The following is a 13,642-nucleotide window of genomic DNA, read 5'->3' on the forward strand; positions in this document are numbered from 1 at the left end:
TTAAATCCTATTTGTACTCTAACTCCAAAGTTCCACCTTTGAGAATGTCATTGTGGTTTATTCTGAAATCGGAGATAATTTTTCCGTTATACTTCACCTGTCTGATTATAGCATCGGGTGATTTACGGTTCTTAGTTGTAATGTTTAATTTTTTTCCGTTATCCAACTGTATGGTAATATTATCATAAAGCGGAGAAACGATCTCGTACCACGGTTCGCCTACTACCAGAGGATATAGTCCTATTGTAGAGAATACATACCATGCACTCATTGTGCCATCGTCTTCGTCCATTTCAGGCATGTATCCTTTCGGTTCTGTCTTAAAAGGCTTGCCATGATAAGGTGTCGGATATTCGGCATTCCCTCCATACAAGTGGTTTAAATCTTCTTTTATGATGCGTCTTACATTCGCCTGAGCTTTATCGTATTGTTGCAAGCGATTGAAAATGTACGGAGCATGTATTCCCGGTTCGTTTCCTTGATTAAACAGATTGTTGTCAAAGAAATAGGAGAGCTGCTTCGCTAAGATGTCTTGTCCTCCTGCACTGTCAGCCATTTCGTTCAGATATTGAGGCAAAGCCCAGCGATATTGCCAGCGTGTACCTTGATAAAGTCCGCTGCCTCGCATCTTTGTAAAAGAATCGTCAATGTTATTAAAATCTGTATTCCATGTTTTTATAAATGTGCTTTTTGCTTTGTCGCTATAGTAATTAGCGTCATCCGCTTTGTTTAATATCTCCGCTATCTGAGCCATAGCCCACCAGTCGATACAGCTCTCCAGTGTCTGATCGGGACGATTGGTAGGGAGATTGTCCATTTCCTTTTTTATTCCATCGTAAGCTTCAGCTAAATTGATATTGGTAATTCCTTTCTTATACGCATCCAGTAACACAACTTGTGAATGCTCGGTACGCACTGTTGGGGTTGATTCGAAGTCTGTAGCCCAATCTTTTTTGCCGTATATATACAGATTACACAAAGAGTTTGCAATATCTCTCATCGATTTCGAATCGAGTAGGGTGATTAACGGAAACTTGGTGCGATATGTATCCCACATAGACCAGCAACTGTAGTATGTATAATCCTTTTTTTGCTGTACTTCTCCATTTGTAGCCAAATACTTTCCATCGATCGAGGTCGTATTTGCCGGACTAAGAAATACTCTGTACAGAGAGGTGTAGAATAGTTTCTTTTCGTCTTCGCCAGCTCCTTTTATTTCTATTCGCGATAGGATGTTTTCCCATGTATCAGCGGCTTGTGATTTTATTTGTTCAAAAGTAAGGTTTTTTATCCCTTCATTTTCTAAGCGAGCTGTTTCTGTGCTAATCGGAGAAAGAGCAACTCTTACTTCTATCGGTTGATTATCAGTGCCCTCAAACGCCAGCTCTATATCTTGTTCATGCTTTACATTTACTGTAAAGGATTTACTTATACTTATGTTGAAGTATAGTTTGTAAGCACCATGATCGCATGTATTGCCTGCATGTATATATCCTTGTATTTCCCTGTCTGAAATAATCTCATAATCACAGTCCAGTACTCTGGTGAAAGATGAAGCGAAGTTTATCGACATCTTTTGCGCTTCCCCTTTTGGGTAGTGATAACGTTCTATAGCTACATTGTGAGTTGCTGTCAATTCTGCTTTTATTCCATTGGTAAGAGTGGTGGTATAGTAACCCGGAGTAGCCGACTCTAGTTCTTTATTCATACTCATGCTAACGTCTTTCGCTACAGGTTTGATGCTTAAATTGCCTCCTGCGCCACTACATCCGATACCAGATATACGATTGACCGAGAACCCGGAAATCTTACTTGCATCATAATCGTATCCGACATGAGTTCTGGGATCAGAATCGGGACAAACTCTCGCCATACCGTACGGAACACATGCGGCAGGATCTACCTGTCCGTTATCTCCGGCTGTACCCATAAAGAGATAAACATATTCGTTCTTTGACTTTCCTTGTTGAGCAAAGAGATTATTTGTATTTATTAGTATCGAGCAGAATAGAATAATCAGAATGAGCGATGGTTTATAGAATCTCATAATTAAAGTTTTTCGCACAGAATTTGGTATAATGGGCTAAAGGTAAGAATAATCTGCAAGAGGTAGCAGTGCATAGATATTAAAAAAGAGCCTGCATTGTAGGCAGACTCTTCTGTATCTTTTTCGTACTTTGTTGTAGGATAAAGAATTAAGCTTTGTTCGATACAACTCTTTTTTCTTTGATTCTAGCTTTCTTACCTGTAAGACTACGAAGGTAATACAATTTAGCACGACGAACTTTACCCACTTTGTTTACAGTGATACTGTCAATAAATGGTGATTCGATAGGGAAAATTCTTTCTACACCGATGTTGTCAGACATTTTACGAACAGTGAAACGTTTTTTTGTTCCGTGTCCTGCAATTTTAATAACCACACCGCGGTACTGCTGAACACGTTCCTTGTTACCTTCTTTGATACGGTAAGCAATTGTCACTGTGTCACCACTTTTGAATTTAGGAAACTCTTTTCCTGTAGCAAATGCTTCTTCTGCAACTTTAATTAAGTCCATGATTATATATGGTTTTGTTGTTAATATACGCAATATACACGAGCACCTCCCGTCAGAGATTACGCAAAGCGGATGCAAAGATAACGATATTTCCGAAAATTGCAATACCTTAACCTCTATTTTTGAAACTATTAGGATGGGTGTCAGAAGGTGTATTCCATTCCTATTCCGTAGCAGTTATCTCCTATATTTGGAGCTATTGCCAGAGTATGTTTCGAATTTAAGTGGTTCGGGTATAAAATTTTATTGATTGTTGGCAATAAAAGATAACTGGCTTCGACACTGAATATGCCTATACCGGCTCCCATTAAAACATCACTTACCCAATGCCTTTTGTTAAGTACACGCAATACACCTGTTGCGGAAGAGGCTATATATCCGCTAAAAGCTATGTAGGGTGATTTGCCTATATACTCACGGAACAGTATGTGTGCACCGACAAAACTTGTAGCCGTATGACCCGACGGAAATGAATTGCGTGTCGACCCGTCAGGCCTAAGTACTCCGGTGCTGTTTTTTAGAATGTTCACAGTTCCCGCTATCAGAAGGTGAGACATAGCCATTATGATCGTTACATCTTTCAGATCGTGATTCCCTTTAATTCCCGCAAGATTTAGTGCATATACAGAAACGGCAGGAGCAAACTGTAGATAATCATCATATATCATCTTATTCTTAAAGTGCTCGCCTACCTCATTGTTTGTGCTTTTGTCCAGATCTTTAAGCATATGATTCTCGTGTGCCATGATGCCGTAAGCGATCAATAGAGTAGGCGCTATTAATCTGGGATACGTTGAGTTAAAGCTTATTTGTTCAATATTTAATTCTGGGATTTTATTTTCCCATTTGTCGGAGTCGATATTTAAAGGAACCTGAGGTGATGCAGATAAATCTATTTTAGGAAATAATGTCTTGTCGGGCAAAGAGCTGCTTTGTAATAATTTTGGTTTGGATGTAATTAACGGCTTATATTCTTGGGCATACAAATATATAATGCCTGTCTGCGTGAATAGTATAATGATAAAAAGACTTACTTTTCTAAGCGCATTCATATATGTCAAATTTGATAGTTTATTGATGATAAATATATAACGAAGAAGTTTTTATTTCGTTATTTATTGGATATATTTTAAGGTTAAATAATCATAACACAAGGTATTATATCTTTGTTAATCTATGTTTAATTAAAGCTTCTTATTGGTTTTATAAGGCTTATTCGTTATACTTTTGTATGTATACAGGAGAAAAAGACTTTTAATTTATTATCAAGCATAAGATGAAAATAAAATATATAGCAGCTGCAACTGCATTTTTTGCAACGATATGCCTCAATGTTGCTGCTTTGGGAAGTAAAACAACGACTCTCTACGATACGGTCGATAAAGAAAAAATGGGACATTGGGTCGACTCGGTTTATAATCAAATGTCGCTGGATGAGCGTATTGGTCAGCTTTTTATGCCTATTGTCAGCGGAGATAATACAGAGTCGAATAAAAATACAATAAAAAACCTGATAACGAGCCAGTATGTCGGCGGGCTTTTGTTCTCTAAAGGCTCTCCTCAAAATCAAGCAGAACTCACCAATTATGCGCAACAGGTGGCTAAAACTCCTTTGATGATCTCGCTCGATGGCGAGTGGGGCTTATCGATGAGGTTGGATAATACGACACAGTTTCCTCGCAATATGATGTTGGGTGCAATTCAAAATGATTCCCTGTTATATTATTATGGTCTCGAAGTTGCCCGACAGTGCCGACAGATAGGTGTGCAGGTTAATTTTGCTCCGGCACTTGATGTTAATAGTAATCCAAATAACCCTGTGATAGGTAACCGTTCGTTCGGTGAAGACCCCGACCGTGTGGCCCAACTTGGTATTATGTATTCGAAAGGCTTGGAAGCAGGCGGTGTGATGGCCGTAGCGAAACATTTTCCGGGACATGGCGATACATCCACTGACTCTCATAAAACTTTGCCTACCATTACGCATGACAAAGAGAGGCTTGATGATTTTGAGATAAAACCTTTCAGAAAATACATTGATGCAGGTTTGTCGGGAATGATGATCGGGCATTTAAATATTCCTGCTCTCGATCCTAAAAGACAACCCAGCTCTCTGTCTGAACCTATCACTACGAAGCTGTTGCAAAACGATCTTGGCTTTTCGGGATTGATCTTTACAGATGGTTTACAGATGAAAGGGGTTTCGGGAGAAGATAACTATTGTGTGAGGGCTTTGTTAGCGGGCAATGATGTTCTTCTCGGACCGGTTAATACAGCAAAAGAATTCAATGCGGTAAAGAAAGCGATAGCAGATACCTTACTCACGGAATCGCAAATAGAGGTTAAGTGTAAGAAGGTATTGGCATATAAATATATCCTGGGTTTGAATCATGTCACGACTATAGAAGCTTCAGGTCTTATTCAAAGCCTGAATAATGCGAATGCCGAGTGGATAAACCGAAACCTGCATAGGGATGCGATGACATTGATAAAAGATGATGATAAAATTGTCCCGCTAAAGGAGCTTGATAAGAGAAAAATTGCAGCGATATCGATAGGTGCCTCAGTGGACAATACATTTCATAGTATTTTGAAAATGTATGGAGATGTTACCTGCTTCAATGTCTCTGATAGTGATGCCCTTTTACAACTCAAAAAAGTACTTGAGCCATATAATACAATAATAGTATCGGTGCACACTACAAGAACAAATTTTAGTACCGCTATACAAAATGTGATGCAAGGAAAAGAAACTGTACTAGTCTTTTTCCTTAATCCTTATCGGGTAGCGGCTTATGCATCAGCTGTCAAAAATGCCGATGGGGTTTTGCTGGCTTATGAAGATACTGATCTGTCTCAGAATTATGCGGCTCAAGCTATATTTGGAGGCAATGCTATTACAGGAAAAGCTCCTGTGACAGTAAAAGGAGTGTTTAAGGAAGGAAAAGGCATTAATACTAAAAAGATAAGACTAAGTTATAATGTGCCCGAAGATGTAGGCATAGCAACAAGCCGACTGGATGGTATAGAGACTATTGTACAGGAAGGCATAAAAGCACAGGCTTTTCCCGGATGTCAGATATTGATAGCTAAAGATGGAGAAGTTATTTATAATAAGTCATTCGGCTCATTCGAATATGATGGCAAGCAGAAGGTAACGAATACCGACTTGTACGATCTTGCCTCAATGACGAAGGCTACAGCTACCGTTCCTGCTGTGATGAAGTTGTATGACGATGCCAAATTGAAACTCAATACACCTATTAGCAACTACGTATCTGCACTGAAAGGTACGGACAAATCGGATATAACAGTTAGGGATGCTCTCTTGCACGAAAGCCGACTTCCGGCCTTTATCCCTTACTATATGAATGCGATAGACGAGGATAGTTATGAAGGTAAATTGTTCAATCGTACACAGACTTCTCTTTATTCTGCTCAGTTTGATGCGAATACATGGGCTCGTACAGATTATAAATTTAAACCTTCGATGGTGTCTCAAACCCCTAAAGCGGGTTTCTTGCCTTTAGCTGAGGGACTTTACATCAACGAAACTTATTCAGATACTATTATCTCTGAAATAGCGAAGTCGAAATTGTCTAAAAGGAAACAATATGTGTATAGTTGTCTCAATTTCATGCTACTGAAAGAAGTTGTAGAAAAAATATCGAAAGAGGATTTGAATACATTTGTAGAGGAAAACTTTTTCAGCAAGCTGGGTGCTACAACAACGACTTACAATCCGTTGACAAAATTCGATAAGCAAAGGATTGTTCCTACCGAGAAAGATGACTTTCTACGCAAACAACTCTTGCAAGGCTATGTACATGACGAAGGTGCAGCTTTTATGGGTGGAATATCGGGTAATGCAGGCTTATTTTCGGATGCGAATGATATTGCCAAACTGTATCAAATGTGGCTGAATATGGGTACGTATGGCGGTGAGGAGTATTTGTCGCCAAAAACTTGTCAACTGTTTCTTCAAGCAAAGAGCGGAATTTCACGCCGTGGGCTCGGATTTGATAAGCCGGAAACAACCACCGGCAAATCGAGTCCGACAGCATTAAGCGCCCCTGCCGGCACATACGGACATACAGGTTTTACAGGAACTTGCTTTTGGGTCGATCCCGATAATAATTTAATTTATATATTTTTGTCGAACAGAGTGAACGATAAGCGAACTCATAATGCGATATCTACTTTAAATATACGTACACGTATTCAGGAGGAGATATATTCGGCGATGAAAAAAGGAACTGTATCACAAGAAACAAATATAACTAATACTAATACCAATGACAAACAAAAGACTGACGCTGAATGACGAATTGAAACCATTTTTTAGTACCGAAAACCAACTAATATGGGATTTGATAATAGAAAACAAAACCGAAGAATTGCAACCGGTATTATCGGAAGAAGATGAGTTTATAAATAAAATACTTGCCGAACTTTTTACAGAGGGTAAGAGCGATACACTAGATGTATACGATTTTGTAACGATCAAAGAGCCTAATAGCAGTTTATTCAGAGATTTGGTTCGTTTCATTTTTGCATCAGATATCAATGGAAATTATGATGAAATAAAAGAATCGATCTTGAATAAGATTTTCGATTTTACACCCGATATGATTGAGCAGTTGCAAAAGGAGACTCAAGGATATCCTATGAGGCCTGTTTCCGAAGTTGTAATCAAAGAAGCTTCATCGATTCGCATGTCATTGAATACATTGGCTTATTATTTTCGCGAAAAGGAAGATGTTGAAGGACTACATTTCGCTACGGTTATGAGAACCAAGCTTACGCTGTCTATCATGAGTAACTATAAAAATATAGTGGGGCATGATATGATAGAAGCTGCTAAAATAAAGGAACGGGTGGGCGAGACTGAAGCCGCTCTTGTTTTTTATAATGCTGCCCGTGAGAACCTGAAAAATGAACTGCATTGGTTTGTTGAAAGTCCTGAGATGGGAGCTAGCGAAGATGATGTGATCATGCTGCAATCTCTTAAAGAAGCATATCAGTCTATCGACAGATTAAAGAATACAGCGGAGTTTGTACAAACATGTGAAATTATCGACGAAATATTGAGCAGAGAATATGTTGAGTATGACTTCGATGAAGAGGATGAGGAAGATTAAAATTAAAATATATATATTTCTATATTGCTGTCTTTTGTCGTTGCCTTGTGTTTTATTTGCTCAGCAGCAAAAGACAGCATTTATTAGTCTCGAAGAATATCTGCAAACGCAGAAGCTGGTAAATGTCAATGCTCTGGATAGCAGTATTCGTGTAGATTTGAAGTATGCAACAACAGATAACTTTACAAAAACAATTCTTTACGATTCGTTGACAAATATATATCTGCATCCTTTTGCTGCAAAAAAGTTGGTAGCAGCACAAAAATATTTGAAGACTCTCCACCCTGATTATAGTTTATTGGTTTATGATGCCGTACGTCCTTTAAGTGTGCAGCGTAAGATGTATCGGGTGGTGCAGAATACCAAATATGCGGCTTATGTCGCAAAGCCTTCACGCACAGGTCTTCATAATTATGGAATGGCAGTAGATCTTACTATATGTAACAAAAAAGGTGTACCTTTGGATATGGGTACTCCCTTCGATTTTTTTGGTGGTGCTGCCGGTATCAATAAGGAGGCTGAATTGGTGCAACGAGGGGTTCTTTCAAAACAGCAAGTCGCAAATCGTGAATTATTGCGCAAAGTGATGAGGCATGCCGGTTTTTTGACTATACGTGGCGAATGGTGGCACTTCAATGCACTACACCTTATAGAAGCCCGCAAGTTGTATAAGGTTATTGAATAACTACTTTTCTTTTTCTTTCGAAGGATATTTTGTAACTCTAAAATAATAAGCACATGAAAAGGATTTACACAGTTTTACTTGTATTATTTGTTTTGAGTATGTGCGCACAGAACGTTAACGCACAATTTGTGGTAGCGCAAGACACTGTTCGCGGACGAATTGACTTTTGTCCTCGTCTTGGAGATTTGCATAACGCTGTAGAGATTCCTAACGATTCTGTTTTTTATATGCTGCCTATAGATCAGAGTACAGATCCGTGGCGTCAGGTCTATCGTTATATGCCTGATAGAAGCGTGAGTGGCGGATATATACATGGAAGGAAACTGATGCGGGTGGATGATTATGATATAGTAGAAGTAGAGCGTCTGTCGGCTCATGGTAGCATATCTTTCAAGAATGCAGATGTACGAGTCGTTGTTTCCGTTGCGCCGATTAGTCCCAAAGATACATCAGTGAAAAAAGGCGCTGACGGTACGTACATGGTAAACGGTAAAAAGGCTTACGGTGTCTCAAAGTGGTCGTCTCCTCAGTTGCATTATAAATCTATTACGGTATCTATAAAAGGGCGGAATATTCCTGTTCCTCAGAAGATATTCGAGCATTTGCTCGAACCCGATATTGAAGATATGGTTGTGTATTATAATCCTCGCAAACAAATCGTTTATATGCAAGTCAACAATGGTGGCACATCGGCTTCTTATACCGCATTACTTACTGTTTCGATTCGGGGAGCTCTAAGTCCGTATATATTTTATCCATCTATGAATAGGTAAGAGCAGATTGATAGTCTTTTTATCCTTCTCTCCAATTTGAAAGATTTGAGTATACAGATAATTTCTTTTTTAAGAATTTATCTTATAACAAAAGGTCTTTGAAATGATTGTATGTCGATTTTGTAGTGTGCAGCAAAAAGTGACACAGCAAAAGAGTGCGAAACCTGTTACTTTTGTTACTTTTTAACAATTAAACAAAAGGGTAATTGGATTGAGGGTGCTGATTGAGAAGGCATTTACTTCTTTAATATTCCTGTTTGTTGAAAGATAGATAAGGTGATATATAGCAATATTCCTGCTGCTATTCCTAGCACTCCGATTGTTATTGTGGCTACGATAATGAATGCTGCAAGAAAATAACGATACTCGTTTCCTTTAAACTTGATATTTTTTATCTTCAACGAGAACATTGGAATTTCCGACACCATGAGTAATGAGAATACTACAATGGCAACCAGAAAAGTATATATCAATGATGGAGTAATCATCGGAACTTTGTATGCAAGACCATAACAGAAGCTAACCCAAAACATAGCATTAGCCGGAGTGTTTAGCCCGATAAAAGACTCGCTCTGTCTTTCGTCTACATTGAACTTTGCTAACCGTAAAGCTGAGAATATAGCGAGTAAGAATGCTATATATGGCAGATATTCTACTATGATCGGATTCTGTGATATGCGTATTGTGTTGTCTGACAGGAAGCGGAAGGCGGCAATGCTGGGGGCCAACCCGAAACTAACCATGTCAGCCAAAGAGTCGAGCTCTTTACCTATTGGAGAATAGGCCTTCAGCAAGCGAGCGGCAAACCCATCAGAGAAATCGAACAGGGCTGCGATGATAACCCATACTACTACCCATGTATATTCTCCCTGAAATGCCATAACGGTGGCTATCGATCCTGAAAACAGATTGAGAGAAGTGAGTGTGTTTGGGATATGCTTTTTCATCTCTTTATGCTCGGAACTTTGCTATTACAGTCTGGTTTCCTGTTACCTTTTGATCCATTTCTACAAGTATCTCAGTGCCTAACGGTAGATATACATCAACCCTTGATCCAAGTTTGATGAAGCCGAGGTGTTCGTCTATGCTGCCTGTTTCTCCAACTTGCGCATAGGTTACAATCCGTCGGGCCATAGCTCCTGCTACCTGACGCAGCAATATTTGGTTTTTACCGTCTTCTGTTTCCATGACTACAGTTGATCTCTCATTCTCTGTGCTCGATTTCGGCAGATACGCCGCCATGAAACGTCCATCATGATGCTTAGACATTAGCACTTTTCCGTTGATAGGATACCAGTTTGCATGAACATTGAATGGAGACATGAATATAGATACGATAATGCGTTTATCTTTAAAGTATTCGCCTTCGTACACTTCTTCTATTGCTACTATCTTTCCATCGGCAGACGCTACCACAACACCGTTGCTATCGCCTTTGAATTGCCTATAGGGGCTCCGATAAAAGTTGAGCACTATTCCGAAAAAGACAAGTGATGCTCCACCTGCAAGATAGGATAGAAATGTGTGACGGAAGAAATACCAAAGTACCCCGTTTAATACAAACAGGATTATAAAATATGTTGTTAAAACGCCTCGTCCTTCGTGATGAACCTTCATTATTTTGTGATAAACATATTTAATGTAAGGTGCAAAAGTATCTTTATTTGGCGATATATACAAATTTGGAATCTGAATTTTAGTACAAAAGAAAAGAGAGATGAACGAATCACCTCTCTGATGTATTTATTTTATATCTGTTTTGTATTTATAGGATATATAGTGAACTGATAGATTCGTTGCTTAATACCCTGCGGATAGCATTTGCAAACACATCAGCTACAGACAAGATAACTACCTTTTCGCACTTCTTAGAGTAAGGGATACTGTCTGTAAATACCATTTCAGTAAGTCCCGATTGGGTTACTCTTTCCGATGCCGGGTCAGACATCACCGCATGACTGGCTATGGCTCTCACCGATCTGGCTCCACTGGCTTTCATTATGTCGGCAGCTTTTGTTATTGTGCCTGCTGTATCCACAATGTCATCTACCAACAGTACGTCCATTCCTGTAACGTCCCCGATGATTTGCATTTCGGATATTTCGTTTGCTTTCTTGCGAAGTTTATAGCATATAACCATTGGCAAACCAAAGTATTTGGCGTACGAGCTTGCACGTTTTGTACCACCCACATCCGGTGTTGCTATTACTAGGTTATCGGTATCTAATGTCTTAATATAGTCTACAAATATTGCAGATGCATATAAGTGGTCTACCGGAACATTGAAGAATCCTTGTATCTGGTCGGCATGCAAGTCCATAGTTATTAGTCGGTTGATGCCTGCTGCACTAAGCATGTCCGCAATAAGTTTAGCACCGATAGAAACACGAGGCTTATCTTTGCGGTCTTGGCGAGCCCAACCGAAGTATGGTATTACAGCTATTATAGATGAGGCAGACGCTCTTTTTGCAGCGTCGATCATCAATAGAAGTTCCATAAGATTATCTGAAGAAGGGAATGTGGACTGTATTAAAAAAACCTGACACCCCCTGATTGACTCTTCGTATGAAACAGAGAATTCTCCATCGGCAAAGCGTTCAATTTTCATTTTACCCAAAGGGCATCCAAGGCTAGTACATATTTTTTCAGCTAAGTAACGAGAATTAGTTCCCGAGAAAATTTTGAAAGGTAGATTATTGTCCATCTCTTCTTTAATTTTTTAATCTTTATGGAAAGTTTTTTAATAGATTTATATGAGACTGTAAAATTAGGAAAAACAACACAATTAGCTCATAGAAAATTTAATTATTTTCCCAGAATATTCTTCTATGTTTAAAAACAGGTTCCGATCCCATTGTGGGCTTAATGTGAAATTCTTTTTCGAAAGCAGTTCTTTCGCTTTTTTTATTTCGTGCGGTTTTATTTCCATGTATTCGAAAGCATGAAAAGGAATGTGAACAGAAATATTTACAGGTTTTGAATCAAAATTAGCAACTACAATCAAGAACTCATCTTTGCCAGACCTCAAGAAAGCGTATTGCTTTGTAGAATCGAAGTCCATGTTGCTATAATTAGCATACATCAGATCAAAGAACTTACCTGTTCTGATTGACTCTTCTTCTTTTGCTATTTTTAGAAGCTGAATATAAAATTTCCGAAGTTTCATCTGTTCCTCATTTAGTCCGCTTTCTGTGAATGTCCCTTTATTCCTCCAGCTTCTTATAGAGTCGACCGACCAATAATCAAAGATGGTTGTACGTCCATCTAGTCCGCTAAAACCTTCTTTATCCATTCCTCGTTCTCCCAGTTCTTGTCCGAAGTAGATCATTACAGGATTGGTATTCATTGTTGCGGCTACAATCATTCCCGGAATAGCTTTGAATGGATTGCCTGCAAAGAAATCTGATGCAATTCGCTGTTCGTCATGGTTTTCCAGAAAGTTTAGCATTTTGGTTTGTAGTCCGTCAATGCTTTGCCAAGAAAAGGTAATGTCCGACGAAGGTTGTTGGTGATTGATTACATTGCGTAGTGTGTCATACAGACCAACTTTGTCGTACAGATAATCGAACAGTCCCCAATCTACATATTTGTGATATAAGTCGGGGTTATATACCTCTGCAATGAAGATGAGTGTTTTGTTTTTTGCTTTTACCCTTGGTATTACCCAGTTCCAAAATTCAACAGGAACCATTTCCGCCATATCACATCTAAATCCGTCTACCCCTTTGGCAGCCCAGAAAAGAAGGATGTCTTTCATCTTGAGCCATGTGTCTGGTGTTGGTATAAAGCAGCTTGTCCTGTTATTGCTATAGTCTATTCCATAATTTAGCTTAACCGTTTCGTACCAATCTGTTACCGATGGCTTATTACTGAAGCAATCGTTGCCGGTTGCTTTGGCCGGATATTCTATGTATGCGTTTTCTCCTTGTTGAGTAGGAAATTGCAGTTCTAGTTTCTGATTAGGTATATAATAGAAATTATTATCCGGGTCGAACGCTACATCTTTATTATCATCTGCTCCCAAGTCTTTTATTTTCTTCGGTTTTGCATCAGAGTGATATTGTCGTGCAACATGATTGGGTACAAAATCAATAATTACTTTCATCCCATTTTTGAGCGTACGTTCTATCAGGTCTTCAAATTCCTGCATTCTATTGTCTACATCTTCAGCCAGATCGGGAGAAACGTCATAATAATCGCGGATCGCATAAGGCGAGCCTGCTTTTCCTTTTATTACATCGGGATGATCTTTTGGTATTCCATTTGCTGTGTAGTCGGTCGTAGAGGCATGCTCAAGTATTCCGGTATACCAAATATGGGTAAATCCCATTTTTTTTATCTCTTTCAACGCCTTATTGTCGAAGGCAGAGAACTTGCCTACTCCATTTTCCTCTATGGTTCCGCTTTCCTTATTCGTATTGTTGTCGTTGCCGAATAATCGGGGAAGTACTTGGTATATAAAAATCTTTTCTGCCATAGCTGCTA

General features: G+C 39.0%; 11 protein-coding genes. 4 read left to right on the forward strand and 7 right to left on the reverse strand.

Translation table 11 applies throughout. The annotated features are described in order from the left end of the window. Positions 1-7 precede the first annotated feature (7 nt). From BGO84_RS16425 to BGO84_RS16435, 3 genes are all read right to left on the reverse strand, one after another. Positions 8-2,047: a glycoside hydrolase domain-containing protein gene (locus BGO84_RS16425; protein ID WP_291030830.1), complete on the reverse strand. Its 2,040-nt coding sequence runs from the start codon at positions 2,045-2,047 to the stop codon at positions 8-10. A 148-nt stretch (positions 2,048-2,195) separates the two neighbouring features. Further along, complete coding sequence (gene rplS, locus BGO84_RS16430; RefSeq protein ID WP_135106807.1) at positions 2,196-2,558, reverse strand: 50S ribosomal protein L19; 363 nt, start codon at positions 2,556-2,558, stop codon at positions 2,196-2,198. A gap of 143 nt (positions 2,559-2,701) precedes the next feature. Beyond that, positions 2,702-3,610 (reverse strand): phosphatase PAP2 family protein, encoded by a 909-nt coding sequence (locus tag BGO84_RS16435; protein WP_291030832.1) that lies wholly within the window; start codon positions 3,608-3,610, stop codon positions 2,702-2,704. A 224-nt stretch (positions 3,611-3,834) separates the two neighbouring features. Here BGO84_RS16435 and BGO84_RS16440 point away from each other — a divergent pair, with 224 nt between their 5' ends. The 4 genes from BGO84_RS16440 to BGO84_RS16455 are packed head-to-tail and all read left to right on the forward strand — an operon-like array spanning position 3,835 to position 9,157. Continuing rightward, positions 3,835-6,882: a glycoside hydrolase family 3 N-terminal domain-containing protein gene (locus tag BGO84_RS16440; RefSeq protein ID WP_291030834.1), complete on the forward strand. Its 3,048-nt coding sequence runs from the start codon at positions 3,835-3,837 to the stop codon at positions 6,880-6,882. Then, entirely contained in the window at positions 6,854-7,699 is an 846-nt protein-coding gene (locus tag BGO84_RS16445; RefSeq protein WP_291030836.1) for a hypothetical protein, read from the forward strand. The genes BGO84_RS16440 and BGO84_RS16445 overlap by 29 nt, the downstream gene beginning before the upstream one ends. Positions 7,700-7,733: 34 nt before the next feature. Beyond that, complete coding sequence (locus BGO84_RS16450; protein ID WP_291030838.1) at positions 7,734-8,384, forward strand: M15 family metallopeptidase; 651 nt, start codon at positions 7,734-7,736, stop codon at positions 8,382-8,384. 53 nt (positions 8,385-8,437) lie between these two features. After that, positions 8,438-9,157 carry a hypothetical protein gene (locus tag BGO84_RS16455; RefSeq protein ID WP_291030840.1) on the forward strand — a complete coding sequence of 240 codons (720 nt, stop codon included), beginning with the start codon at positions 8,438-8,440 and terminating at the stop codon, positions 9,155-9,157. 236 nt (positions 9,158-9,393) lie between these two features. Here the strand turns inward: BGO84_RS16455 and BGO84_RS16460 are convergent, their stop codons facing one another. From BGO84_RS16460 to BGO84_RS16475, 4 genes are all read right to left on the reverse strand, one after another. Next, on the reverse strand, positions 9,394-10,104 hold the full coding sequence (locus BGO84_RS16460; protein ID WP_135106819.1) for a CDP-alcohol phosphatidyltransferase family protein: 711 nt from the start codon (positions 10,102-10,104) through the stop codon (positions 9,394-9,396). 4 nt (positions 10,105-10,108) lie between these two features. Continuing rightward, on the reverse strand, positions 10,109-10,774 hold the full coding sequence (locus tag BGO84_RS16465) for a phosphatidylserine decarboxylase family protein (RefSeq protein WP_135106821.1): 666 nt from the start codon (positions 10,772-10,774) through the stop codon (positions 10,109-10,111). Positions 10,775-10,922: 148 nt separating this feature from the next. Beyond that, positions 10,923-11,861 (reverse strand): ribose-phosphate pyrophosphokinase, encoded by a 939-nt coding sequence (locus BGO84_RS16470; protein WP_135106823.1) that lies wholly within the window; start codon positions 11,859-11,861, stop codon positions 10,923-10,925. An 81-nt stretch (positions 11,862-11,942) separates the two neighbouring features. Beyond that, positions 11,943-13,634: an alpha-amylase family glycosyl hydrolase gene (locus tag BGO84_RS16475; protein ID WP_291030842.1), complete on the reverse strand. Its 1,692-nt coding sequence runs from the start codon at positions 13,632-13,634 to the stop codon at positions 11,943-11,945. Positions 13,635-13,642: the final 8 nt, after the last annotated feature.

The sequence above is a fragment of the Dysgonomonas sp. 37-18 genome (genome assembly GCF_001899125.1).
Classification (GTDB): Bacteria; Bacteroidota; Bacteroidia; order Bacteroidales; family Dysgonomonadaceae; genus Dysgonomonas.

Coding starts and splice junctions, on each gene's coding strand:
- BGO84_RS16425 (WP_291030830.1), bottom strand. CDS start 2,047: ATGAGATTCTATAAACCATCGCTCATTCTGATTATTCTATTCTGCTCG.
- rplS (WP_135106807.1), bottom strand. CDS start 2,558: ATGGACTTAATTAAAGTTGCAGAAGAAGCATTTGCTACAGGAAAAGAG.
- BGO84_RS16435 (WP_291030832.1), bottom strand. CDS start 3,610: ATGAATGCGCTTAGAAAAGTAAGTCTTTTTATCATTATACTATTCACG.
- BGO84_RS16440 (WP_291030834.1), top strand. CDS start 3,835: ATGAAAATAAAATATATAGCAGCTGCAACTGCATTTTTTGCAACGATA.
- BGO84_RS16445 (WP_291030836.1), top strand. CDS start 6,854: ATGACAAACAAAAGACTGACGCTGAATGACGAATTGAAACCATTTTTT.
- BGO84_RS16455 (WP_291030840.1), top strand. CDS start 8,438: ATGAAAAGGATTTACACAGTTTTACTTGTATTATTTGTTTTGAGTATG.
- BGO84_RS16460 (WP_135106819.1), bottom strand. CDS start 10,104: ATGAAAAAGCATATCCCAAACACACTCACTTCTCTCAATCTGTTTTCA.
- BGO84_RS16465 (WP_135106821.1), bottom strand. CDS start 10,774: ATGAAGGTTCATCACGAAGGACGAGGCGTTTTAACAACATATTTTATA.
- BGO84_RS16470 (WP_135106823.1), bottom strand. CDS start 11,861: ATGGACAATAATCTACCTTTCAAAATTTTCTCGGGAACTAATTCTCGT.
- BGO84_RS16475 (WP_291030842.1), bottom strand. CDS start 13,634: ATGGCAGAAAAGATTTTTATATACCAAGTACTTCCCCGATTATTCGGC.